Here is a 24430-nt window from a genome sequence, read left to right as displayed (position 1 = left end):
CCGTGTCCGGTGAGTCCCGTCTGCAGCTGCTGCCCGCCGTCGACGTCGCCGACGGGCAGGCCGTGCGCCTCGTCCAGGGCGAGGCCGGCAGCGAGACGTCGTACGGCGACCCGCTGGCCGCCGCCCTCGCCTGGGCCGAGGCCGGTGCCGAGTGGATCCACCTCGTCGACCTCGACGCCGCCTTCGGCCGCGGCTCCAACCGCGAGCTGCTGGCCGACGTCGTCGCCCGGCTCGACGTCGCCGTCGAGCTGAGCGGTGGCATCCGCGACGACGCGTCGCTGGACGCGGCGCTCGCCACCGGCTGCACCCGGGTCAACCTCGGCACGGCCGCGCTCGAGGACCCGGACTGGACGGCGCAGGCCATCGCCCGGCACGGCGACCGCATCGCCGTGGGCCTGGACGTGCGCGGCACGACGCTGGCCGCCCGCGGGTGGACCCAGGAGGGCGGTGACCTGTGGGAGACCCTGGAGCGGCTCGACCGCGACGGCTGCGCCCGTTACGTCGTCACCGACGTCACCAAGGACGGCACCCTGCGCGGCCCCAACCTCGACCTGCTGCGCGAGGTCTGCGCCCGCACCAGCGCGCCGGTGGTGGCCAGCGGTGGCATCTCGAGCCTCGACGACCTGCGAGCCCTGCGCGACCTCGTGCCGCTGGGCGTCGAGGGCGCGATCGTCGGCAAGGCGCTGTACGCGCAGGCGTTCACCCTCGGCGAGGCGCTCGACGTGGCCGGCCGCCCCGACGTCTGAGCCCCAGCCAGCGCGCCCCGAGGTGCGCTGCCGCGCGAAACCTCGATGAGCCAGGCCCCGGCGTCCCCGTAGGATCTGGTGCCCATGGCCCGCCAACCCGTTCTCACCTCCCGAGCCCAGGACTTCCCCCGCTGGTACCAGGAGGTGCTGGCCAAGGCCGAGCTGGCCGAGAACGGCCCGGTGCGCGGCAGCCAGGTGATCCGGCCCTACGGGTACGCCATCTGGGAACGCATGCAGGCCGAGATGGACGCCCGCATCAAGGCGGCGGGCGCCCGCAACGCGGCGTTCCCGCTCTTCATCCCGCAGAGCTACCTGCAGCGCGAGGCTCAGCACGTCGAGGGCTTCAGCCCCGAGCTCGCCGTCGTGACGCACGCCGGCGGCAAGGAGCTCGAGGAGCCCGTGGTGGTGCGGCCGACGTCTGAGACGGTCATTGGCGAGTTCATGGCCAAGTGGACGGCGAGCTACCGCGACCTGCCGCTGCTGCTCAACCAGTGGGCCAACGTCGTGCGGTGGGAGATGCGCCCGCGCCTGCTGCTGCGCACCAGCGAGTTCCTGTGGCAGGAGGGGCACACCGCGCACGCGACGCAGGCCGACGCCGCGGCGTACGCGCGGCGCATCCTGCACGAGGTGTACGAGGACTTCATGGTGAAGGTGCTCGCCATGCCGGTCGTCGTCGGTCGCAAGACCGTGCGCGAGCGCTTCGCCGGCGCGACGGCGACCCTGTGCCTGGAGGCCATGATGGGTGACGCCAAGGCGCTGCAGATGGGCACCAGCCACGAGCTCGGCCAGAACTTCGCGCGCGCTTTCGACATCGACTTCCTCGATGCGACGGGGGAGCGCCAGCTCGCCTGGACGACCTCGTGGGGCACCTCGACCCGCATGCTCGGCGGCCTGATCATGTGCCACGGCGACGACGACGGCCTGCGCGTGCCGCCACTGCTTGCGGCGGTGCAGGCGCTCGTCACCGTCGTCAAGGACGGCGACGGCGTCGCGGCGTCCGCGCACCGCCTCGTCGACGAGCTGAGGGCAGCCGGTGTGCGCGTCGAGCTCGATGACCGCACCGACACGCCGTTCGGGCGCCGCGCGGTCGACGCCGAGCTCAAGGGCGTGCCCGTGCGGATCGAGGTGGGGCCGCGCGACCTCGCCGAGGGCCAGGTGACGGTGGTGCGGCGCGTGCCCCAGACCAAGACGCCGACGGCGCTCGCGGACGTCGTGCGGGCCGTGAGCGAAGCGCTCGCTGCTGACCACCAGGCCCTGCACGACGAGGCGCTCGCCCGCCGCGAGCGGCTCACCGCCGACGTCACCTCGGTCGACGAGGCAGCCGAGGCGGCCACGGCCGGCTGGGCTCGCATCCCGTGGTCGACGCTCGGGGTGGAGGGTGAGGCGAAGCTCGCGGCCCGCGGGGTCACCGTCCGCTGCCTCGTGCGGCCCGACGGCGGCGTGCCGGACTCCGACGACGAGCCCGGGGCGATCGCGGTCGTGGCCCGGGCGTACTGATGGCCGACCACGCGTCGTCCGGTGAGGCGGCTGACTCGGCGGGCGTGCCGTGGACCGGCCGCACGCTGCCCGCGGGTGGGTTCCCCGGCGACGACGGCAGCGCGGACGCCGCCCTGCAGCACGCGCTGGCCGACAACGCCGCGGGTCGGGCCGGCGACGAGGACGTCGTGGCGGCGCTCGCCACCGCGCGCCTGCTGGTGCCCGTCGTGGCGGTGCTCGGCGAAGGCATCGAGGCCGCGCACGGGACGGCCGACAAGCAGGCCGACATGGCCCTGGTGACGCTGACCTCGCCGGACGGCGTCCGTGCGCTCCCGGTCTTCAGCAGCCTGGAGTCCTTGGCGCGGTGGGACTCGGCAGCGCGTCCCGTGCCGGTCGAGGCCCGCCGGGCTGCGGTGTCGGCCGTCGCCGAAGGCTGCGACGCCATGGTGCTCGACCCCTCCGGGCCGGTCAGCTTCGTCGTCGGGCGCCCGGCGCTGTGGGCGCTGGGCCAAGGACGGCCGTGGGTGCCCGCCCACCGCGACCCGCAGGTGGCTGCCGTCCTGCGGGGCGTCGCGGCGGCCCTCGCCGACGTCGACTCGGTGACCGGTGAGCCGGGGGAGCGGGCCGAGCTGCGGGTCGTCGTCGCGGTGTCAGCTGACCTCGATCGCGAGGCGCTGCGCGCTCTCGGCGCGCGGGTGGGTGAGCGGCTGCAAGCCAGCGACGTGGTGCGCGAGCGGGTCGACGGCGTCGAGCTGGCGCTCGTGCGCGCGCCGGCACCTGCCGAGGGCTGAGCGCTCGCAGGCGGCTGCCAGACTGGCCGGCGTGCCCCTGACCCCCTACCGCCGGGTGCTGGCGGTGCCGGGTGTGCGCTCGCTGACCCTGCTCGGCATCGCGGCCCGCATCCCGCACGCCGCGACTGCCGTCATCCTCACCGTGCACGTCGTCACCACGCTCGGCCGCGGCTACGGAGCCGCGGGCTTCGTCGTGGCCGCCTGGACCGTGGGGATGGCCCTCGGGGCGCCGTGGCGGGGCCGCGCGGTCGACCGCCTGGGGCTGCGCACGGCGCTGATCCCGTCCCTCGTCGCCGAGGGCGCGGTGTGGTGCACTGCGCCGTGGCTGCCGTTCCCCGCGCTCGTCGCGACGGTGGTCGTCGGCGGTGCCCTCGGGCTCCCGACGTTCACCGTCGTGCGGCTGGCGCTGTCGCTCATGGTGCCGCAGGCCCAGCGACGCACGGCCTTCGCGCTGGACTCGGTCAGCGTCGAGGTGTCGTTCATGGTGGGGCCGGCCCTCGGTGTGCTCCTCGCGACGCACGCGTCGACGGCGCTCGCCCTGGTGGCGCTGGGGGTGTCGATGGTGCTCGCGGGTGTGGGCCTGATGGCGCTGAACCCGCCGACGCGCAGCGCCGAGCGCACCGCGCAGGACGCCGCCGACCGCCACGACGGCCGCGCGCGCCCGAAGGTCGGCATCCCCGTGACGCCGGCGCTGCTCGCGGTGCTGGCGGCGGCTGCGGGCGCGACGGTGGTGCTCGCCGGCACCGACGTGTCGATCATCGCCTCGCTGCGGTCGACCGGCGAGCTCGGGTGGACTGGCCTGGTCGCCGCGGTGTGGGCGTTCGCGTCACTGCTGGGCGGGGTGGTCTACGGTCTCGTCCCGCGCTCGCTGCCGCCGTTCTGGCTGCTCTTCGGGCTGGGCGCGCTCACCGTGCCGGTGGGACTGGCTCACGGTCCGCTCGCCCTCTCGCTCGCCATGCTGCCGGCGGGGTTCCTGTGCGCCCCGGTCATCACGGCGACGGCGGAGGTGCTGACCGCGCTCGTGCCCGAGGCCGTGCGCGGTGAGGCGATGGGCTGGCACGGCTCGGCGCTCACCGTGGGCACGGCCGTCGGCGCGCCTCTCGCGGGCTTCGCCATCGACCGCGGCGCTGCGTCGGTCGGATTCGCCACGGTGGGGGCGCTGGGTGCGCTGCTCGCGGCCGCGGGGCTGGCGGTCGTGGCCCTGCGCCGCCGCGCGCTCGCCTGACCCCGGGCGCCGGCGGGTCCGGCGTCGCGCACACTGGGCCGCATGCGCATCGAGCTCGTGGCAGGTGACATCACCACCCAGGACGTCGACGCCGTCGTCAACGCGGCCAACTCCTCGCTGCTCGGCGGAGGAGGCGTCGACGGCGCCATCCACGCGGCGGGCGGCCCCGAGATCCTGTCCGCCTGCCGCGAGCTGCGCGCCACGTCGCTGCCCCGCGGGTTGCCCACGGGGCAGGCCGTGGCCACGACGGCCGGGCGCCTCCCGGCGCGCTGGGTGATCCACACGGTCGGCCCCGTCTACGGGCGGGACCCGGCCGCAGCCGAGCTGCTCGCCTCGGCCTACCGCGAGAGCCTGCGGGTCGCCGACGAGCTGGGTGCGGCCAGCGTGGCCTTCCCGTCGATCTCCACCGGCGCGTACGGCTACCCGTTGGCCGAGGCCGCGCCGATCGCCGTCCGCACCGTGCGCGAGTCCGGCGCCGCCGTGGCGCACGTGCGGTTCGTGCTGTGCGGCCGCGCCGCCTACGCCGCCTTCGAGCTGGCGCTCGCCGATCGCTGAGCCGGGCCGCCATCGCTCGCTGGTCGAGGGTTGCTCCCGCTTGCTGAGGGGTGCACCCCTCAGCAAGCGGAGTGTCACCCACTGAACGTGATCAACGGGAGAGCGGGGCAACGGTCAGGAGACGGGGCCGGTGAGCTTCTCGCCCGGGCCCTGGCCGGGCGGGTCGGGCACGGGGGAGGCCTCGCGGAACGCCAGCTGCACCTGGCGCAGCCCGTCACGCAGCAGCCGCGCGTGCTGGTTGCCCACCTCGGGCGCGGCGGCGGTGACCAGGCCCGCCAGCGCCGAGATCAGCTTGCGCGCCTCGTCGAGGTCGCGGTGGGCGGCGCTCTCCTCGTCGGCCCCCAGCCCGCACTTCACGGCCGCGGCGCTCATGAGGTGCAGCGCGGTGGTCGTGATCACCTCGATCGCTGGGACGTCGGCGATGTCGCGCACGGCGGCGGCGTCAGGCTCGGGAGCTGACGGAATAGAGGAGTGCTCGTCCATGCTGATACCCTTGCAGACTGACCGACCAGATCCGTCGCCGGCCTCCGGGTCGCCAGCAGGTCTGGTGCGCAAGTGGAGTCTCTCCCACCCGAGTGGCCTAGCGGCTGCCGGGTCTCGGTCCGGCCGGCCCTCGGGCCGGTCCGTGAGCAGCGGTACGACGGTTCGCCGGCGTCCCGCTCCCCGCGGTTGACGGACCACCTGAGGCTCCCCTCGCGACGGCGACGGGAGCCTTTCTCGTCTCCGCGGTCCCGCCCGAACTCAAGGAGCAGCACATCAGCGAGCCCCGCATCAACGACCGCATCCGGGTACCCGAGGTGCGGCTCGTCGGACCCAACGGCGAGCAGGTCGGCATCGTGCGCGTCGAGGACGCGCTGCGGCTGGCCCAGGAGGCTGACCTCGACCTGGTCGAGGTGGCCCCCACGGCCCGCCCGCCGGTCTGCAAGCTCATGGACTTCGGCAAGTTCAAGTACGAAGCGGCTCTGAAGGCCCGTGAGGCCCGCAAGAACCAGATCAACACCGTGATCAAGGAGATCAAGCTCCGGCCGAAGATCGACCCGCACGACTACGGCACCAAGAAGGGCCACGTCGAGCGGTTCCTCAAGGCCGGTGACAAGGTGAAGGTCACGATCATGTTCCGTGGTCGCGAGCAGTCCCGGCCCGAGCTGGGCTTCCGGCTGCTGCAGCGCCTCGCGGAGGACGTCGCCGAGCTCGGTTTCGTCGAGAGCGCGCCGAAGCAGGACGGCCGCAACATGATCATGGTGCTCGGCCCCACGAAGAAGAAGGCCGACGCCAAGGCCGAGGAGCGCCGCCGGCGCAGCGCGGCGGACGACGCCGCAGCCGCTGCCGACAGCGCCACCGAGCCGTCCACGAGCCCCGCCGAGACCCCGGCACCCGCCGAGGCCTGAGCCCAGGTCTGAACCAGGTACCACCAGCTCCCGACCGGTGCCCGCACCGGCCGGTACGACGAGACGCGCCCGCACCCGCGGGTCGACGACGACGAGGAGAACGGCAGCCATGCCGAAGAACAAGACGCACAGTGGTGCGAAGAAGCGCTTCCGGATCACCGGCAAGGGCAAGGTCATGCGCGAGCAGGCCGGTCACGTCCACAAGTTCCACGAGAAGACGCCGCAGAAGGCCCGCGCCCTCTCCAACGACGTCGTGGTCGCGAAGTCGGACGTCAAGAAGATCAAGAAGCTGCTCGGCCGCTGAGGCCACCCGTTCCCCTCGGCGCCCTCCTCGACGGAGCGGTCGCCGGCCATCACTGAAGGAGTACTCACGTGGCACGCGTGAAGCGGGCGGTCAACGCCCAGAAGAAGCGCCGGGTCGTCCTCGAGCGGGCGAGCGGCTACCGCGGTCAGCGCTCGCGCCTGTACCGCAAGGCCAAGGAGCAGGTCACCCACTCCCTCGGCTACGCCTACCGCGACCGCCGGGCCAAGAAGGGCGACTTCCGTCGCCTGTGGATCCAGCGCATCAACGCCGCGGCCCGCGCCAACGGCATGACGTACAACCGGTTCATCCAGGGCCTGAAGGCCGCCGGCGTCGAGGTCGACCGTCGCATGCTGGCCGAGCTGGCCGTGAACGACGCCGCGGCCTTCACCACGCTCGTCGAGCTGTCTCGCGCGAACGTCCCGGCCACCACCGACGCCGCCACCGACGCGGCCTGAGCCCAGGCTCAGCAGCACCCCACCGACGCGCCTGCGTCAGCCCGCACCGCCGATGACCCCCATCCCCGCCGATCCGACACGAGACGGCGTGGAGGTCTGGCTCGACAACCCTCGAGCCGACCGGGTCAAGCGCGTGCACCGGCTGGCCAGGCGCGTCGGTCGTGATCGGGGCGGCCGGTTCCTCGCCGAGGGACCCCAAGCCGTCCGTGAGGCCGTCGCCGCGCACGCCCAGACCGGTGACGTCGTCGACGAGCTGTACGCCACGTCCGCCGCGCTGGAGCGCTGGCCCGACGTCGTCGCCGCGGCCCGCGAGGCCGCGATCGTGCCTCTCGGCGCCAGTGAGCCGGTGATGGCGGCGCTCACCGACACCGTCTCGCCGCAGGGCCTGCTGGCCGTGTGCCGCACCGTCGACCATCCGCTCGACGTCGTGCTCGACGCCGTGCTCGACTTCGTGCCCGACGCGGTGCCCGACGCGGTGCCCGACGCGGTGCTCGAGGCGGCAGACGCGCCGGGCGCGCTGCCGCTCGTCGCCGTGCTGGTGCACGGGCGCGACCCCGGCAACGCCGGCACCGTGCTGCGCGCGGCGGATGCTGCCGGAGCCTGCGGCGTGGTGTTCACCGAGGCCAGCGTCGACGTCCACAACCCCAAGGTCGTGCGGTCGACGGCGGGGAGCCTGTTCCACCTGCCGGTGTGCCAGGGCCCGGCGCTGGCTGACGTCGTGGCCGGCCTGCGGGCCCGCGGTGTCGTCGTCCTCGCTGCGGACGGTGCCGGCGACCACGACCTCGACGACCTGCTCGACGACGCCGAGCACGACCCCGAGGCGCTGCTGCGCCGGCCGACCGCGTGGTTGTTCGGCAACGAGGCGTGGGGCCTGGACGAGCAGACCCGCGCCCTCGCCGACGCCGTCGTGCGCGTCCCGCTGCGTGGGCGCGCCGAGAGCCTCAACCTCGCGATGGCCGCGACGGTGTGCCTGTACGCCTCGTCCCGCGCCCTGTCGAGGTCCCGCCGTACGACCTCCCGCGCAGCGGACGGCGTGGGGGGCCGCAGGACCGGCGGCGAGACCGACTCGTGAGCGCGGATCTTCCCCTGTCCGCCGGATTGACTACAGTCGCTTCATGCTCGCGGACCAGCTCGCACCCGCAGGCGATGCGTGATGTCCCCGGAGCCTGACACCTCACCGGTGGGGATCGAGCACCTGCCCGACGGCGTGCTCGTGGCTGACGGCGCGGCCCGGGTCGTCCAGCTCAACTCCGCCGCCGTGCGGATCCTGCAGCGCCAGCGCGACGACCTGCTCGGCCGCGACGTGCGCGAGGTCCTGCCGCTGCAGGACACCCAGGGCCGGCGCTGGTGGACGTGCACCGACCCCTGGAACGGCCTGGCCACCCGCACCGGCCACCGCGAGCGGCTGCTGCTGCTGCCCGGCAAGGAGCAGCCGATCGAGCTGTTCGTCACCGCCACCTACCACCGGCCCGGGCACCTGGCGCCGGTCGACCGCGTGGTGCTGTCCGTGCGCGACGCCATCAGCCGGCGCCGCACCCACGAGGAGGACGGCGCCCTCATCTCGACCGTGGCGCACGAGCTGCGCTCGCCGCTGACGTCGGTCAAGGGGTTCACCGCGACGCTGCTGCGCCGCTGGGACCGGTTCACCGACGACCAGAAACGCTTCATGCTCGAGACGATCGAGCACGACGCCGACCGCGTCACCCGGCTCATCACCGAGCTGCTCGACATCTCGCGCATCGACGCCGGACGGCTGGAGGTGCGGCGCCAGCCCGTCGACGTCGAGTCGGCCGCCCGTCGCTACGTCGACCGCATGGTGGCCAGCGGCACCGACGCCCGGCAGTTCGTGGTCAACGCCGACACCGAGCTGCCCGAGGTGTGGGCCGACCCCGACCGGATCGAGCAGGTGCTCGCCAACCTGCTCGAAAACGCCGTGCGCCACGGCGACGGCACCGTCACGCTGGACCTCATGTCCGGCTCCGAGGTGCTGACTCCCGGCGCGGCGGCCGAGCCCGTGCTGGTCGTCAGCGTGAGCGACGAGGGTGAGGGCATCGACGAGGCCGACCTGCAGCGGGTGTTCACCCGGTTCTGGCACGGCCGCCGCCGCGGTGGGACGGGGCTGGGGCTCTACCTCGTGCGCGGTCTGGTCGAGGCGCACGGCGGGCGGATCACGGTCGGTCGCGCGGCGTCGGGTGGTGCGCAGTTCCGATTTACCCTGCCCGCGTCGGCCCCGGACCACGTGGCCTGAGCGCGGGCGCCCCCTCAGCGTCGCCTCACCGCGGCCTGGGACGATGGCCACCTGGTGCGCCGGCCCCGTCGCCGGCGGTGCCGTCACGCTCGTCACGGAAGTAGGTACTCATGTCCGCCCCCAACTCCAGCTACGACCCCGTGGAGGTCGAGGCGTTGTCGGTCGAGTCGGTGCACGCCGCGCTGGCCGACGCCCTCGCCGCCGCAGCCGCCGCCACGTCGCTGGACGAGCTGAAGAGCGCCCGACTGGCCCACGCGGGCGACCGCAGCCCGCTGGCACTGGCCAACCGCGAGATCGCCGCCCTGCCGCCGGCAGCCCGCGCCGACGCCGGACGCCGGGTGGGCCAGGCCCGCGGCGAGGTGAGCCGCGCCTTCGCTGAGCGGCAGAGCGTGCTGGAGGCCGAGCGCGACGCCCGCGTGCTGGTGGAGGAGGCCGTCGACGTCACGCTGCCGGTCGACCGCGCCCCGCGCGGAGCCCGCCACCCGCTCAACACGCTGCAGGACAAGATCGAGGACCTCTTCGTGGCCATGGGTTGGGAGGTCGCCGAAGGCCCAGAGCTGGAGTCGGAGTGGTTCAACTTCGACGCGCTCAACTTCGACGCCGACCACCCGGCGCGCCAGATGCAGGACACCTTCTTCGTCGAGCCACCCGACGCCGGGCTGGTGCTGCGCACGCACACCTCGCCGGTGCAGGTGCGCACGCTGCTCGAGCGCGGCGTGCCGACGTACGTCGTGTGCCCGGGCAAGGTGTTCCGCACCGACGAGCTCGACGCGACGCACACGCCGGTGTTCCACCAGGTCGAGGGCCTGGCCGTCGACGAGGGGCTGTCGATGGCGCACCTGAAGGGCACGCTGGAGTACTTCGCGCGCGCGATGCTCGGCGCGGACGTCGTGCTGCGTTGGCGGCCGTCGTACTTCCCGTTCACCGAGCCGAGCGCGGAGGTCGACCTGCAGTGCGCCATCTGCCGCGGCGCCGACCTGGAGTGCCGGACGTGCGGCGGCATCGGCTGGATCGAGTGGGGTGGCTGCGGCATGGTGCACCCGAACGTCCTGCGTTCGTGCGGGGTCGACCCCGACCGCTACAGCGGCTTCGCGTTCGGCATGGGCATCGAGCGCACCCTGATGATGCGCTACGGCGTGCGCGACATGCGCGACATGGTCGAGGGCGACGTCCGGTTCAGCCAGCACTACGGGATGGAGATCTGATGCGCGCGCCGCTGTCGTGGCTGCGGGAGCACACCGACCTGCCGGCCGGCACGACGCCCCAGCAAGTGCTGGACGTGCTGTGGCGCGTCGGGCTCGAGGAGGAGGCCGTGCACGGCGGCGACCTCACCGGACCGGTCGTGGTCGGGCGCGTGCTGTCGGTCGAGCCCGAGCCGCAGAAGAACGGCAAGACCATCCACTGGTGCCAGGTGCAGGTGGGCCCGGGACCCGACGACGTGCGCGGGATCGTCTGCGGCGCCTCGAACTTCGGCGCCGGTGACCCGGTCGTCGTCGCTCTGCCCGGCGCCGTCCTGCCCGGCGGCTTCGAGATCTCGGCGCGCAAGACCTACGGCCACGTCTCGGACGGCATGATCTGCTCCGAGCGCGAGCTCGGCCTCGGCGACGACCACGCCGGCATCATCGTGCTGGAGCGCCCGGGGCCCGGCGACGCCGAGCCGGGCACCGATGCCATCGCCCTGCTGGGTCTCGACGACGTCGCCATCGAGGTCAACGTCAACCCCGACCGCGGCTACTGCTTCAGCCTGCGCGGCATCGCCCGCGAGTACGCGCTGGCCACCGGCGGCCGCTTCACCGACCCGGCGGACGTCGAGGTGCCGCTCGCCGATGGCCAGGGCTTCCCCGTGCGCCTCGCCGACGACTCGCCCGTGCGCGGACGCCCCGGCTGCGACCGGTACGTCGCTCGCGTCGTGCGCGGTTTCGACCCGGGCGCCGCGACCCCCGACTGGATGCGCACGGTGCTCACGCTGTGCGGCATGCGGCCGATCTCGCTGGCGGTCGACGTCACGAACTACGTCATGCTCGCCACCGGCCAGCCGCTGCACGCCTTCGACCTCGACCGGCTCGGCGAGCGCATCGTCGTGCGCCGTGCGCGAGCGGGGGAGCGGCTCACCACGCTGGACGACATCGAGCGCACGCTCGACCCGCAGGACCTGCTCATCACCGACGAGGCGGCTGACGGCACCTCGCGCGTGCTGGCCCTCGCGGGCGTCATGGGCGGAGCCAGCAGCGAGGTGGCGCCCGACACCACGAACCTGCTCGTGGAGTCGGCGCACTTCGACCCCGTCACGGTGGCGCGCACCGCCCGCCGGCACAAGCTCGGCACCGAGGCCGCCCGGCGCTATGAGCGCGGCGTCGACACCGATCTCGCCGACCGCGCGGCCGAGCTGGCCGTCCGGTTGCTCGTCGAGCACGGCGGCGGCCGCGCCGAGGCCGTGACGGACGTCGACCAGCGCGCGCCGCGAGAGCCGATCACGCTGCAGCGCGACCTTCCGCGCCGGCTCGCCGGGCGCGACTACACCGACGCCGAGGTCCGCGAGGCGCTGGAGGCGGTCGGCTGCACCGTGAGCGACGACCCGCAGCGTGCTGACCGGCTGGTCGTGATGGCGCCGTCGTGGCGTCCGGACCTGCTCGAGGGGGCAGACCTCGTCGAGGAGGTCGCGCGCGTGCACGGCTACGACACCATCCCGGTGGTGCTGCCGGCGGCCCCAGCCGGCCGGGGGCTGACCCGCGAGCAGCGGCTGCGGCGCTCGGCGGCTCGCGCGCTCGCCGAGCAGGGCCTGGTGGAGGTGCTCACCTACCCGTTCATGCCCGCGGAGCGGCTCGACCAGCTGGCGCTGCCCGACGACGACCCGCGGCGCACGGCACTGCGGCTGGCCAACCCGCTCAGCGAGCAGGCGCCGCTGCTGCGCACCAGCGTGCTCGCGACGCTGCCGGACGCCGTGCACCGCAACCTCTCGCGCGGCACGCGGGACGTCGCCGTCTTCGAGATCGGGCGCGTGTTCCGCCCGCACGGCGCACCCGTGGCGGCTCCGCGCCCGGCTGGCGGCCGGCGTCCGGACGACGCGGTGCTCCACCAGCTCGAGACCGGCGTCCCGGCGCAGCCGCTGCGGGCCGGCGTGCTGCTGGCCGGGCACCGCGAGCTGCCGGGGTGGTGGGGTCCGGGGCGCGCAGCCGACTGGACGGACGCCGTCGCGGCCGTGCAGGGTCTGGCCGCGTCCCTGGGCCTGCCGGCGTTGGTGGTGACGGCCGACCAGCACGCGCCGTGGCACCCAGGCCGCTGCGCGCGCCTCGCGCTGGCCGACGGCACCCTGGTCGCTCACGCCGGTGAGCTCGCACCGGCCGTCGTGGCGGCGCTCGACCTGCCGGAGCGCACGTGCGCGGCCGAGGTGGACCTCGACGTGCTGCTCGCCGCTGTGCCTGAGATCGTGCCGGCGGTGCCAGTGCCGACGCACCCGGTCGCGCTGCGCGACGTCGCGCTCGTGGTCGACGCCGACGTGGCGGCGGCCGACGTCGAGCGTGCGCTGCGCGACGGCGGTGGGGCGCTGCTCGAGCAGGTGCGGCTGTTCGACGAGTACCGCGGCGAGCAGGTCGGGGAGGGCAAGCGCTCGCTCGCCTACCGCCTGGTGCTGCGCGCTCCCGACCGCACCCTCACCGGTGACGAGGCGAGCGCCGCCCGCGACGCCGCCGTGACGGCCGCCTTCGAGCGCACCGGAGCGACGCTGCGCGACTGACCCCGCCCGTGATCATGCACGTCAGCCCCGTCTGCCGGGGCTGGCGTGCATGATCACGGCACAGGGCCAGGTGCATGGATTCGCGTGTGGCTGTATAGTCATGCGAGTGATCAAGGTCGCGGTGGCGGGCGCCAGTGGGTACGCGGGCGGAGAGGTGCTGCGCCTCGCGCTGGCCCATCCCCAGCTCGAGATCGGGGCGCTGACCGCCGGCTCGAGCGTCGGCACCCGGCTCGGTGAGCACCACCCCCACCTGCGCCCGCTCGCCGAGCGCGAGCTCGTCGCGACGACCCCCGAGCAGCTGGCGGGGCACGACGCCGTCGTCCTGGCGCTCCCGCACGGCCAGTCGGCCGCCCTGGCTGGGCAGCTGCCCGACGACGTGGCGGTGATCGACTGCGGCGCCGACTTCCGGCTGTCCGACCCCGCGGCGTGGACGGCCTTCTACGGCACCGACCACGCCGGCACGTGGCCCTACGGCCTGCCCGAGCTGCCGCTCGCCGGCGGTGGCGCGCAGCGCGCGCGGCTCGCAGGTGCTCGGCGCATCGCGGTGCCGGGCTGCTACCCGACTGCCGTCTCGCTCGCTCTGGCGCCGGGCTTCGCGGCCGGCCTGCTCGCGGCCGACGAGGTCGTGGTCGTGGCGGCGTCCGGCACCTCGGGCGCCGGCCGGGCGCTGAAGGCGCACCTGCTCGGCTCGGAGGTCATGGGCTCGATGTCGCCGTACGGCGTGGGCGGTGTGCACCGGCACACGCCAGAGATCGAGCAGAACCTCGCGGCCGCGGCCGGCCGGCCGGTCACGGTCTCGTTCACGCCTACCCTCGCACCCATGGCCCGAGGCATCCTGGCCACCTGCACCGCGCGCCTCACGCCGGACGCCGACCCCGCCGTCGTGCGCATCGCCTGGGAGCGGGCGTACGCCGGCGAGGCGTTCGTCGAGCTGCTGCCCGAGGGCAGCTGGCCCCGCACCGCCGACACCTACGGCGCCAACACCGCGCACGTGCAGGTGACCGTCGACGAGCGCGTCGGTCGGGTCGTGGCGGTCGCGGCGATCGACAACCTCACCAAGGGCACGGCAGGGGCCGCGATCCAGAGCCTCAACCTCGCCCTGGGGCTACCCGAGACGCTGGGCCTGCCGACGATCGGGGTGGCACCGTGAGCGTCACCGCAGCCCGCGGCTTCCGGGCCGCCGGCGTGACCGCCGGACTCAAGCCATCCGGTCGCCCCGACCTCGCCCTCGTCGTCAACGACGGCCCCTCGGCGGCAGCCGCCGCCGTCTACACGAGCAACCGCTGCAAGGCCAACCCGGTGCTGTGGAGCGAGGTCGCCAGCGCCGACGGTGTGGTGCGGGCCGTCGTGCTCAACTCCGGGGGCGCCAACTGCTACACCGGCCCGCAGGGCTTCGCCGTCACGCACGCCAGTGCCGAGCAGGTGGGCGCGCTCGTCGGCGTGGACGCCGGCGACGTCGTCGTGTGCTCCACGGGTCTCATCGGTGAGCAGCTCGACGGTCCCCGCCTGGCCGCCGGCATCGACGCGGTCGCCGCGGCCCTGGACGCCGCCGGAGGAGCCGACGCCGCGACGGCGATCATGACCACCGACACCGTCAGCAAGCAGGCCGTGCACGAGTCCGACGGCTGGGTCGTCGGGGGCATGGCCAAGGGCGCGGGCATGCTGGCGCCCGCCCTGGCCACCATGCTCGTCGTCATCACCACTGACGCGGACGTCGACGCGGTGACCTGCGACCACGCGTTGCGCGCCGCCACGCGCGTCACGTTCGACCGCCTCGACTCCGACGGGTGCCAGTCGACCAACGACACGGTGCTGCTCATGGCGAGCGGTGCGAGCGGCGTCCGGCCCGACGCCGAGGCGTTCACCGCCGCGCTCACCGCCGTCTGCCACGACCTCGCCCAGCAGCTCATGCGCGACGCCGAGGGCGCCGAGCACGACATCGCCATCGAGGTGGTGCGCGCGGCGAGCGAGGACGACGCCGTCGAGGTGGCTCGTGCCGTCGCCCGCAGCAACCTGTTCAAGACCGCCGTGTTCGGTCGCGACCCCAACTGGGGACGCGTGCTCGCGGCGGTGGGCACGACGAGCGCGGCGTTCGACCCCTCGACCCTCGACGTCGCGATGAACGGCGTCTGGATCGCCCGCGACGGCGGCCCCGGCGACGACCGCGCCGGCGTCGACCTCACCGCCCGCGACGTCCACCTCGTCATCGACCTCAAGGCCGGGGAGGCCACCGCTACCGTGTGGACCAACGACCTCACGCACGCCTACGTGCACGAGAACTCGGCGTACTCGACATGAGCCGCTGGGGCACCTCGCGACCGATGCGCGCCGACGACCCGGCCTGGGACGCCACCCGCGCCGGCGTCCTCATCGACGCCCTGCCGTGGCTCAAGCAGTTCCACGGCCAGGTCGTGGTGATCAAGTACGGCGGGCACGCCATGACCGACGAGCACCTCAAGCGCGCCTTCGCCGAGGACATGGTCTTCCTGCGCCACGTCGGCATCCGCCCCGTCGTCGTGCACGGCGGTGGCCCGCAGGTCACGGCCATGCTGGCCCGCCTCGGCATCGAGTCGCAGTTCCGCGCCGGCCTGCGCGTCACCACCGAGGAGACGGTCGACGTGGTGCGCATGGTGCTCGTCGGCCAGGTCGGTCGCGAGCTCGTGGGTCTCATCAACGAGCACGGCCCGCACGCAGTCGGGCTCTCGGGCGAGGACGCCGGACTCCTCCGGGCCGAGCGCCACCGGCCCGTCGTCGACGGCGCACCGGTCGACATCGGACTCGTGGGCGACGTCGTCGAGGTCGACCCGGCGGCGGTGCTCGACCTCGTCGGCGCCGGACGCATCCCCGTCGTGTCGTCCATCGCGCCCGAACGCGGTGGCCAGGTGCTGAACGTCAACGCCGACACCGCCGCCGCGGCGCTCGCCGTCGCGCTGGGCGCGGTCAAGCTCGTGGTGCTCACCGACGTCGAGGGCCTCTACAGCGACTGGCCCGACCGGTCGTCGCTCGTGCAGCAGATCGCGGCCGACGAGCTCGAGGAGGTGCTGCCGCAGATCGACTCCGGCATGGCCCCCAAGATGGCCGCCTGCCTGCGCGCCGTTCGCGGCGGCGTCACCCGCGCCACGGTGGTCGACGGCCGCCTGCCGCACGCGCTGCTGCTCGAGATGGTGACCAGCGAAGGCACGGGAACGATGGTGACGCCGTGAGCGAGCAACCCACCTCCGCCGCCGCCAGCGCCGACGCGCTGGTGTCCGCCGACGCCTCGTCCGCGCAGTGGCTCGAGCGCTACGCGGCCGCGCTGCTGCCGACGTACGGCACGCCGCAGCGCGTGCTGGTGCGCGGTGAGGGCGCGTACGTCTGGGACGCCGACGGCCGGCGCTACCTCGACCTGCTGGGCGGCATCGCCACCAACGCTCTCGGCCACGCCCACCCGACGTTGGTCGGTGCCGTCACCGCGCAGCTGTCGACCCTCGGCCACGTCTCGAACTTCTTCGCCTCGGCGCCGCAGGTGGCGCTCGCCGAGCGGCTGCTCGGCCTGCTCGAGGCACCCCGCGGCTCGCGGGTCTTCTTCGCCAACTCCGGCGCCGAGGCCAACGAGGGCGCGTTCAAGATCGCCCGGCGCACGGGACGCCCCCGGATCCTGGCGCTCGAGGGCGCCTTCCACGGCCGCACCCTGGGTGCGCTGGCGCTCACCCACAAGGCTGCCTACCGCGAGCCCTTCGAGCCGCTGCCCGGCGGCGTCGAGCACCTTCCGTTCGGTGATCTCGCCGCCCTCGAGGCGGCCCTCGACGACCAGGTCGCCGCGCTCGTGCTCGAGCCGGTGCAGGGTGAGGCCGGGGTGCGTCCGCTGCCCGAGGGCTACCTCGTCGAAGCGCGCCGACTCACCGAGCGCGTCGGCGCGCTGCTCGTCGTCGACGAGGTGCAGACCGGCATGGGTCGCACCGGCGCGTGGTTCGCGCACACCCGGCACGGCGTCGTGCCGGACGTCGTCACGCTGGCCAAGGGCCTCGGCGGCGGCATCCCCGTGGGCGCGGTCGTCACCCTCGGCGAGCGGGCGTCCGGACTGCTCACCGCGGGCCAGCACGGCACCACGTTCGGTGGCAACCCGGTCGCCGCCGCGGCGGCGCTCGCCACGATCCACGTCATCGAGCGCGACGGCCTGCTGCCCCGGGTGCAGCAGGTCGGACGGCGCATCGCCGCCGGCGCGGTCGCCGCCGGGGCGCCGCTCGTGGCCGGGGTGCGCGGCGAGGGCCTGCTGCTCGGCGTCCACCTGCACGAGCCGCGCGCCGCGCAGGTCGCCTCCGCCGCGCTCGAGGCCGGGTTCATCGTCAACGCGGTCGCGCCCGACACCGTGCGCCTCGCGCCGCCGCTGATCCTGACGCCCGAGCAGGCAGACTCCTTCCTGGCCGCACTGCCTGCGATCGTGGCCGCCGCCTGCACCGACGACCCGCCCGCCGACGACCCTCAGGAGCCGTGATGCCCCGCCACTTCCTGCGCGACGACGACCTCAGCCCCACCGAGCTGGTCGAGGTGCTCGACCTGGCGGCGCGGGTGAAGGCCGACCGGTTCGCGCTACGCCCCCTCGAGGGGCCGCGGGCCGTCGCGGTGCTCTTCGACAAGCCGTCGACGCGCACGCGCGTGTCGTTCAGCATCGGCGTCGCCGAGCTGGGCGGGTACCCCCTCGTGATCGACGCCCAGTCGAGCCAGCTGGGCCGCGGGGAGCCGATCGAGGACACCGCCCGGGTGCTCGACCGCCAGGTCGCGGCGATCGTCTGGCGCACGTTCGGCCAGGACCGCATCGAGGCCATGGCCGCCGCCAGCCGCGTGCCGGTGGTCAACGCCCTCACCGACTCGTTCCACCCGTGCCAGATCCTCGCCGACCTGCAGACCATCCGCGAGCACAAGAAGACGCTCGCCGGCCTCACGCTCGCCTACCTCGGCGACGGCGCCAACAACATGGCCCACTCATACCTGCTCGGCGGCGCCACCGCGGGCCTGCACGTGCGCATCGGCACGCCCGCCTCGCACCTGCCCGACGCGGACGTGGTCGACCGGGCGCGCGAGATCGCCGCCGAGACCGGTGGCTCCGTGCTCGTCACCGACCGCCCGGAGGAGGCCGCCGAGGGCGCCGACGCCCTGGCCACCGACACCTGGGTGTCGATGGGTCAGGAGCTCGAGAAGGGCGAGCGCGCAGGCGCGGCCAGCCCGTTCACGCCGTTCGCCGTCGACGCCTCGGCCCTGTCGCGCGCGGCGGTCGACGCCGTCGTCCTGCACTGCCTGCCGGCTTACCGCGGGCTCGAGATCGCGGCCGAGGTGATCGACGGGCCGCAGTCGGTGGTGTGGGACGAGGCCGAGAACCGCCTGCACGCGCAGAAGGCCCTGCTCGCCTGGCTGCTGGAACGCTCGTCGTGACCGAGCGTCCGGCCACTGCGACGGCACACACCAAGACGGCGCGGCTCCAGCGCATCGCCGAGGTGCTGTCGCACACCGCCGTGCGCTCGCAGACCCAGCTCGCCGACCTGCTGGCGGCTGACGGCATCGAGGTCACCCAGGCGACGCTCTCGCGCGACCTCCTCGAGCTCGACGCCGTGAAGGTGCGCGTCCCCTCCGGGGCCCTGGTGTACGCCGTCCCGGCCGAGGGCGGCGACCGCACGCCCCACGCGGTGCAGGACTCCACGGCCGCCGAGGCCCGGCTCGCCCGGCTGCTCGGCGAGCTGCTCGTGTCGGCGGAGGGCTCGGCCAACCTGGCGCTGCTGCGCACCCCCCCGGGCGCAGCCCAGTTCCTGGCCTCGGCCATCGACCGCGTGCGCCCGAGTGACGTCCTCGGCACCGTGGCCGGCGACGACACCGTGCTCGTCATCAGCCGCGACGCGGCCGGCGGCGAAGCCGTTGCCGAGCGTCTGCTCGCGCTGGCCAACGACACCGATCCCGATGACCGAGTCCCCACCGGCACCACCACCCGAAGGAACCCACGTTGAGCAAGGTCCTCACCTCCCTGCCCGTCGGCGAGCGCGTCGGCATCGCCTTCTCCGGCGGCCTCGACACCTCGGTGGCCGTGGCCTGGATGCGCGAGAACGGTGCCGTCCCGTGCACCTACACCGCGAACATCGGCCAGTACGACGAGCCCGACATCGACGGTGTCCCGGCCCGTGCGCTGCAGTACGGCGCCGAGCTGTCGCGCGCGGTCGACTGCCGCCGTCCGCTGGTCGAGGAGGGGCTGGCCGCCCTGGCGTGCGGCGCGTTCCACATCCGCTCCGGTGGCCGCGCCTACTTCAACACCACGCCGCTCGGGCGGGCGGTCACGGGCACGATGCTCGTGCGCGCCATGCACGAGGACGGTGTCGACATCTGGGGCGACGGCTCGACGTTCAAGGGCAACGACATCGAGCGGTTCTACCGCTACGGCCTGCTCGCCAACCCCTCCCTGCGCATCTACAAGCCCTGGCTCGACGCCCGCTTCGTCGAGGAGCTGGGCGGTCGGGCCGAGATGAGCCAGTGGCTCACCGAGCACGACCTGCCCTACCGCGACAGCAAGGAGAAGGCGTACTCCACCGACGCGAACATCTGGGGCGCGACGCACGAGGCCAAGACGCTCGAGCACCTCGACGTCTCGCTGGAGTCCGTCGAGCCCATCATGGGCGTGCGCTTCTGGGACCCCGCCATCGCGATCGAGGCCGAGGACGTCACCGTGCGCTTCGAGCGCGGGCGCCCGGTGGCGATCAACGGCGTCACTTACGACGACGCGGTCGCCCTGGTGCACGAGGCCAACACCATCGGTGGTCGGCACGGACTCGGCATGTCCGACCAGATCGAGAACCGCATCATCGAGGCCAAGAGCCGCGGCATCTACGAGGCGCCGGGTATGGCGCTGCTCTGGATCGCCTACGAGCGCCTGGTCAACGCGATCCACAACGAGGACACCATCGCGAGCTACCACGCCCACGGCCGTCGGCTCGGCCGGCTGCTCTACGAGGGACGCTGGCTGGACCCGCAGTCGCTGATGCTGCGCGAGTCGGTGCAGCGCTGGATCGCCTCAGTGGTCACCGGCGAGGTCACGGTGCGCCTGCGCCGCGGCGAGGACTACACGATCGTGCGCACCGAGGGCCCGGCGTTCTCCTACCACCCCGACAAGCTGTCGATGGAGCGCACGGAGAACGCCGCCTTCGGCCCCACCGACCGCATCGGCCAGCTGACGATGCGCAACCTCGACATCGCCGACTCGCGCGCGCTGCTCGAGCTGTACGCCGGTCAGCCGCTCGACCAGGGGCAGGTGCTCGTCGAGCACGGCACGCTCTTCGGCGAGCTGCCCGCGGGGGGCTTCGACCAGATCACCCAGAACCCCGGCGTCGCGGGGGACGAGGAGGCGGCGCTCGACCAGGCCGCGATGGAGGCGGGTACCGACTGATGAGCGACGACACTGGCCGCCAGCAGGGCACGAACGCCGGGGCGCTGTGGGGCGGGCGCTTCTCGGGAGCACCGGCTGATGCTCTCGCCGAGCTCAGCCGCAGCACCCACTTCGACTGGCGGCTGGCCCGCTACGACCTCGCCGGTTCGCGGGCGCACGCCCGGGTGCTGCACACCGCGGGGCTGCTCGACGACGACGACCTCGCGGGGATGCTCACGGCGCTCGACCGCCTCGACGCCGACGTGGCCTGCGGCGCCTTCGGCCCGGCGCCGGACGACGAGGACGTGCACGCGGCGCTCGAGCGTGGGCTCATCGAGCGAGCCGGGCCCGAGCTGGGCGGCCGGCTGCGCGCCGGGCGCTCGCGCAACGACCAGATCGCCACGCTCGTGCGGATGTACCTGCGCGACCACGCGCGCGTCGTCGCAGCCCGGGTGCTCGACGTCGTCCAGGCGCTCGTCGAGCAGGCCGCCGCCCACTCGACGGCACCGATGCCGGGTCGCACCCACCTGCAGCACGCGCAGCCGGTCCTGCTGGCCCACCACCTGCTGGCCCACGCCTGGCCGCTGCTGCGCGACGTCGATCGGCTGCGCGACTGGGACGCGCGCGCGGCGGCCTCGCCGTACGGCTCGGGCGCTCTGGCGGGCTCCTCGCTCGGCCTCGACCCCGCCGCCGTGGCCGCTGAGCTCGGCTTCGACCGGCCCGTCGAGAACTCGATCGACGGCACCGCAGCCCGCGACGTCGTCGCAGAGTTCTCCTTCGTCACGGCCATGGTCGGCGTCGACGTCTCGCGGCTGGCCGAGGAGGTCATCGTCTGGGCCACGAAGGAGTTCTCCTTCGTCACGCTCGACGACGCCTACTCGACCGGGTCGAGCATCATGCCGCAGAAGAAGAACCCCGACGTCGCCGAGCTGGCGCGCGGCAAGGCCGGCCGGCTCATCGGTGACCACGCCGGCCTGCTCGCGACGCTCAAGGGCCTGCCGCTCGCCTACAACCGCGATCTGCAGGAGGACAAGGAGCCGGTGTTCGACGCCGTCGACACCCTCGAGGTGCTGCTGCCGGCCGTGAGCGGCATGGTCGCGACGCTGGTGTTCCACACCGACCGGCTCGCCGAGCTGGCGCCGCAGGGCTTCGCCCTGGCCACCGACATCGCCGAGTGGCTGGTGCGCCAGGGCGTGCCGTTCCGGGTGGCGCACGAGGTGGCGGGCGAGTGCGTCCGCCGCTGCGAGCAGCGCGGCATCGAGCTGTGGGACCTCGACGACGCCGACCTCGCCGAGATCTCACCGCACCTCGGCGCCGGGGTCCGCGAGGTGTTGTCGGTCGAGGGGTCGCTCGCGTCGCGCGACGCCGTGGGAGGCACCGCGCCGGCCCGGGTGGCCGAGCAGCTGGACGCGGCGCGCGGCGCGTTGAGCGACGCGCGCGCGTGGGCCTCGGCAGCGCCCTCGGCCCGCGGCCGCTAGCGACCCCGCCGGTTGCCGACGAACGCCGCCGCCGGCAGCAGGGGAGCGGCCAGCGCGAGCGCCGCGACCCGCAGCGGCGTCGGGGCCGGCACGAAGAAGCCGAACACCACGAGCACGATGCAGGGCACCCACAGCACGAAGTAGCGGCGGCGACGCTGGGCGATGTCGGCGTCGAGCCGCTCGCGCTCGGTCGGCGTCACGATGTCGTACCGCGGCGCACGCCGCTCTCGACGGGCCATGGCACCGAGTGTGCCCGCGCGCGGCGCCGGCCGCCCGAGCGGGCCGCAGCCCGGCGGCGCCCGTACGATCCGCAGGTGGCCGACCTCGACCTGCCGCCCGGCGCCGGCGCGCCGCCGCGCTCGCTCGCGCGGCTGCTGAGCGGCCCGGTGCTCGACGTCGCGCCGCGGTTGCTCGGCGCTGTCCTCGAGCACCGCACCGACGCCGGAGTGGTGGCCGTCCGGCTCACCGAGGTCGAGGCCTACGCCGGGCCGGGGGACCCGGGGTCGCACGCGCGCAACGGGCGCACGCCCCGCACGCAGGTCATGTTCGGGCCGCCCGGGCACCTCTACGTGTACTTCTCGTACGGCATGCACTGGTGCGTGAACGTGGTGTGCGCGCCGGAGGGCGCGGCGTCCGCCGTCCTGCTGCGCGCCGGCGAGGTGGTGGGCGGCCACGACCTGGCCCGCGCCCGCCGTCCGGCGGCGCGGACCGACCGCGACCTGGCCCGCGGCCCGGCCCGCCTCGCCTCCGCGTTGGGACTCGACGGCTCGCTCGACGGCGTGGCCCTGGGGGGTGCGCGGTCGGCGTCCCCGGTGCGGCTGGTGGTCCCCGCGACGCCGGGGAGCGCCGTCCGGACGGGCCCGCGGGTCGGCGTCAGCGGCGCCGGAGGGGACGGCGAGCGCTACCCCTGGCGGTTCTGGCTCGACGGCGAGCCCAGCGTGTCGGCGTACCGGCCGGGCGTGGTGCGCGGCGATGGGCGCCAGGAACCGGTTCGCCGCAGCGCGGGCTGATCAGGCAGGCTGGCGGCAGCAGACGGCGGGGCGCGGGCTCCGGCACGGACGAAGGGACGATCGTGGTCGACATCCTCGACGAGCTGAAGTGGCGTGGGTTGGTGGCGCAGACCACCGACGAAGCCGCGTTGCGCCAGGCCCTCGCGGACGGTCCGCTCACGGCCTACTGCGGCTTCGACCCGACCGCGCCTTCGCTGCACTTCGGCAACCTCGTGCAGCTGATCGTGCTGCGTCACCTGCAGCGGGCGGGGCACCGGGTCATCTGCCTCGTGGGCGGCTCCACCGGCCTCATCGGTGACCCGCGGCCCAGCGCCGAGCGGGTGCTCAAGACCAAGGAGCAGACGGCGCAGTGGGTGGCCCGCATCCAGGACCAGGTGCGCCCGTTCCTGCGTAGCGACGGCGAGAACCCCGCGGTGTTCGTCAACAACCTCGACTGGACCCAGGGGCTGTCGGCGCTGGACTTCCTGCGGGACGTGGGCAAGCACTTCCGGGTCAACCAGATGGTGAAGAAGGAGGCCATCGCCGCGCGGCTCAACTCCGACGAGGGCATCTCCTACACCGAGTTCAGCTACCAGCTGCTGCAGGGGCTCGACTACCTGCAGCTGTTCCGCGACTACGGGTGCACCCTGCAGACCGGCGGGAACGACCAGTGGGGCAACCTCACGGCCGGCTCCGACCTGATCCACCGGGTCGAGGGGGCGTCGGTGCACCTGCTGACCACACCGCTGCTCACCGACTCGTCGGGGGAGAAGTTCGGTAAGAGCGCGGGCAACGCGATCTGGCTGTCGGCGGACATGACCAGTCCGTACGCGTTCTACCAGTACTGGCTCAACGTCGAGGACGCGTCGGTGGTCACGCTGCTGAAGGTCTTCACCGACCGCAGCCGCGAGCAGATCGAGGCGCTCGACCGCGAGGTGACCGAGCGCCCGTTCGCACGGGAGGCCCAGCGCACCCTGGCGGCCGACGTGACGACGCTGGTCCACGGCGCGCAGGCCACCGCGGCCGTCGAGGCGGCCAGTCGCGCGCTCTTCGGGCGAGGTGCGCTCGACGAGCTCGACGAGCGGACCCTCGCGGACGCGACCGCGGAGCTGCCACAGGCCTCGGTGAAGGCGGGCAGCTCGGTGGTGGACGCGTTCGTGGACGCCGGCCTGTCGGCCAGCCGTTCGGCGGCGCGCCGCACGATCGACGAGGGCGGGGCGTACGTCAACAACGTCAAGGTGACGGACCCCGACGCCGTGCTGACGGCGGACGACCTGCTGCACGGTCGCTTCGCCGTCCTGCGGCGGGGCAAGAAGTCCCTGGCCGCAGCGGTCGTGGCCTCCTGAGGCATGGGGCAGCTGGGTTCCCCGCGGCCGGCGCGGCGGATTTGACTCGGCCGAGACGGCGCCCGTAATCTTCTCGACGTCAGCCCGGTTGGGAGGCACGGACACCGTGAGGTGGCCGGTCCCGCAGGCTGACTTCCTGCTGATGGCGCCGAGTGTCTTGCTCGGGGGTCGCCGGCGTCCTGAGGGCGCTGGTCAGACCGGCTCCTAGAGCCTGCTAGAGTAGGTGACCCCGGTCCCCACTGAAGGACCTCACCGCAGGCCTCGCGCCTCGGCCCGAGGACCTCGACGCGGACGGGCAGTAGAACGAGAACGGCA

The 24430-nt window shown here is 74.1% G+C and carries 24 protein-coding genes; 22 read left to right on the top strand and 2 right to left on the bottom strand.

Going from position 1 to position 24430, the window contains the following annotated elements; translation table 11 throughout:
- Positions 1-2 precede the first annotated feature (2 nt).
- From priA to ASD06_RS12365, 5 genes are all read left to right on the top strand, one after another.
- Entirely contained in the window at positions 3-746 is a 744-nt protein-coding gene (gene priA, locus ASD06_RS12385) for a bifunctional 1-(5-phosphoribosyl)-5-((5-phosphoribosylamino)methylideneamino)imidazole-4-carboxamide isomerase/phosphoribosylanthranilate isomerase PriA (protein ID WP_056677948.1), read from the top strand.
- An 84-nt stretch (positions 747-830) separates the two neighbouring features.
- Positions 831-2243 carry a proline--tRNA ligase gene (gene proS, locus ASD06_RS12380; RefSeq protein ID WP_056677945.1) on the top strand — a complete coding sequence of 471 codons (1413 nt, stop codon included), beginning with the start codon at positions 831-833 and terminating at the stop codon, positions 2241-2243.
- Entirely contained in the window at positions 2243-3013 is a 771-nt protein-coding gene (locus tag ASD06_RS12375) for an SseB family protein (RefSeq protein ID WP_056677942.1), read from the top strand. Before proS ends, ASD06_RS12375 begins: the two co-directional genes overlap by 1 nt.
- 31 nt (positions 3014-3044) lie before the next feature.
- The gene (locus ASD06_RS12370; protein ID WP_157371695.1) at positions 3045-4238 is read left to right on the top strand and encodes an MFS transporter; all 1194 of its coding nucleotides are present in this window, start codon (positions 3045-3047) and stop codon (positions 4236-4238) included.
- A gap of 42 nt (positions 4239-4280) precedes the next feature.
- A complete protein-coding gene (locus ASD06_RS12365; RefSeq protein ID WP_200942143.1) occupies positions 4281-4793 on the top strand; it encodes an O-acetyl-ADP-ribose deacetylase in 513 nt (170 codons plus the stop codon).
- Positions 4794-4907: 114 nt separating this feature from the next.
- Here the strand turns inward: ASD06_RS12365 and ASD06_RS12360 are convergent, their stop codons facing one another.
- Positions 4908-5276 (bottom strand): DUF1844 domain-containing protein, encoded by a 369-nt coding sequence (locus ASD06_RS12360; RefSeq protein WP_056677936.1) that lies wholly within the window; start codon positions 5274-5276, stop codon positions 4908-4910.
- A 272-nt stretch (positions 5277-5548) separates the two neighbouring features.
- Here ASD06_RS12360 and infC point away from each other — a divergent pair, with 272 nt between their 5' ends.
- The 15 genes from infC to argH all read left to right on the top strand — a co-directional run bounded on the left by infC (position 5549) and on the right by argH (position 21780).
- The gene (infC, locus tag ASD06_RS12355; RefSeq protein WP_082537992.1) at positions 5549-6181 is read left to right on the top strand and encodes a translation initiation factor IF-3; all 633 of its coding nucleotides are present in this window, start codon (positions 5549-5551) and stop codon (positions 6179-6181) included.
- A gap of 109 nt (positions 6182-6290) precedes the next feature.
- Entirely contained in the window at positions 6291-6485 is a 195-nt protein-coding gene (gene rpmI, locus ASD06_RS12350) for a 50S ribosomal protein L35 (RefSeq protein WP_056677931.1), read from the top strand.
- Between the two features lie 68 nt (positions 6486-6553).
- Entirely contained in the window at positions 6554-6940 is a 387-nt protein-coding gene (rplT, locus tag ASD06_RS12345; RefSeq protein WP_056677928.1) for a 50S ribosomal protein L20, read from the top strand.
- A 52-nt stretch (positions 6941-6992) separates the two neighbouring features.
- Positions 6993-8012, top strand: a complete 1020-nt coding sequence (locus ASD06_RS12340; protein WP_056677924.1) for an RNA methyltransferase — start codon at positions 6993-6995, stop codon at positions 8010-8012.
- Between the two features lie 81 nt (positions 8013-8093).
- Complete coding sequence (locus ASD06_RS12335; protein ID WP_056677921.1) at positions 8094-9188, top strand: ATP-binding protein; 1095 nt, start codon at positions 8094-8096, stop codon at positions 9186-9188.
- Positions 9189-9298: 110 nt separating this feature from the next.
- Positions 9299-10393, top strand: coding sequence for a phenylalanine--tRNA ligase subunit alpha (pheS, locus tag ASD06_RS12330; RefSeq protein ID WP_056677918.1), 1095 nt, complete (start codon positions 9299-9301; stop codon positions 10391-10393).
- Positions 10393-12921, top strand: coding sequence for a phenylalanine--tRNA ligase subunit beta (gene pheT, locus ASD06_RS12325; RefSeq protein ID WP_056677917.1), 2529 nt, complete (start codon positions 10393-10395; stop codon positions 12919-12921). The genes pheS and pheT overlap by 1 nt, the downstream gene beginning before the upstream one ends.
- A 100-nt stretch (positions 12922-13021) precedes the next feature.
- The gene (gene argC, locus ASD06_RS12320) at positions 13022-14071 is read left to right on the top strand and encodes an N-acetyl-gamma-glutamyl-phosphate reductase (RefSeq protein ID WP_056677913.1); all 1050 of its coding nucleotides are present in this window, start codon (positions 13022-13024) and stop codon (positions 14069-14071) included.
- A complete protein-coding gene (argJ, locus tag ASD06_RS12315) occupies positions 14068-15219 on the top strand; it encodes a bifunctional glutamate N-acetyltransferase/amino-acid acetyltransferase ArgJ (protein WP_056677910.1) in 1152 nt (383 codons plus the stop codon). Before argC ends, argJ begins: the two co-directional genes overlap by 4 nt.
- Positions 15220-15242: 23 nt before the next feature.
- Complete coding sequence (argB, locus tag ASD06_RS12310) at positions 15243-16124, top strand: acetylglutamate kinase (protein ID WP_082538024.1); 882 nt, start codon at positions 15243-15245, stop codon at positions 16122-16124.
- On the top strand, positions 16121-17395 hold the full coding sequence (locus tag ASD06_RS12305; RefSeq protein WP_056677905.1) for an acetylornithine transaminase: 1275 nt from the start codon (positions 16121-16123) through the stop codon (positions 17393-17395). Before argB ends, ASD06_RS12305 begins: the two co-directional genes overlap by 4 nt.
- Positions 17395-18330, top strand: coding sequence for an ornithine carbamoyltransferase (argF, locus tag ASD06_RS12300; protein ID WP_056677903.1), 936 nt, complete (start codon positions 17395-17397; stop codon positions 18328-18330). The genes ASD06_RS12305 and argF overlap by 1 nt, the downstream gene beginning before the upstream one ends.
- A complete protein-coding gene (locus ASD06_RS12295; RefSeq protein WP_056677900.1) occupies positions 18327-18896 on the top strand; it encodes an arginine repressor in 570 nt (189 codons plus the stop codon). Before argF ends, ASD06_RS12295 begins: the two co-directional genes overlap by 4 nt.
- Complete coding sequence (gene argG, locus ASD06_RS12290; RefSeq protein ID WP_056677897.1) at positions 18893-20323, top strand: argininosuccinate synthase; 1431 nt, start codon at positions 18893-18895, stop codon at positions 20321-20323. The genes ASD06_RS12295 and argG overlap by 4 nt, the downstream gene beginning before the upstream one ends.
- The gene (gene argH / locus ASD06_RS12285; protein WP_056677894.1) at positions 20323-21780 is read left to right on the top strand and encodes an argininosuccinate lyase; all 1458 of its coding nucleotides are present in this window, start codon (positions 20323-20325) and stop codon (positions 21778-21780) included. Before argG ends, argH begins: the two co-directional genes overlap by 1 nt.
- Here the strand turns inward: argH and ASD06_RS12280 are convergent.
- Positions 21777-22019, bottom strand: coding sequence for a hypothetical protein (locus tag ASD06_RS12280; RefSeq protein ID WP_056677891.1), 243 nt, complete (start codon positions 22017-22019; stop codon positions 21777-21779). The two genes, argH and ASD06_RS12280, sit on opposite strands and share 4 nt — an antisense overlap.
- 75 nt (positions 22020-22094) lie before the next feature.
- On the opposite strand from ASD06_RS12280, the gene ASD06_RS12275 reads away from it, so the two are divergent.
- Together ASD06_RS12275 and tyrS are read left to right on the top strand one after the other, a co-directional pair.
- Positions 22095-22790 (top strand): DNA-3-methyladenine glycosylase, encoded by a 696-nt coding sequence (locus ASD06_RS12275; protein ID WP_082537991.1) that lies wholly within the window; start codon positions 22095-22097, stop codon positions 22788-22790.
- Between the two features lie 62 nt (positions 22791-22852).
- Positions 22853-24115 carry a tyrosine--tRNA ligase gene (gene tyrS / locus ASD06_RS12270; RefSeq protein ID WP_056677888.1) on the top strand — a complete coding sequence of 421 codons (1263 nt, stop codon included), beginning with the start codon at positions 22853-22855 and terminating at the stop codon, positions 24113-24115.
- The last annotated feature ends 315 nt before the right edge of the window (positions 24116-24430 follow it).

This window comes from Angustibacter sp. Root456, from assembly GCF_001426435.1.
GTDB lineage: Bacteria > Actinomycetota > Actinomycetes > Actinomycetales > Angustibacteraceae > Angustibacter.
This window is presented reverse-complemented; position numbering and strand designations above follow the sequence as displayed.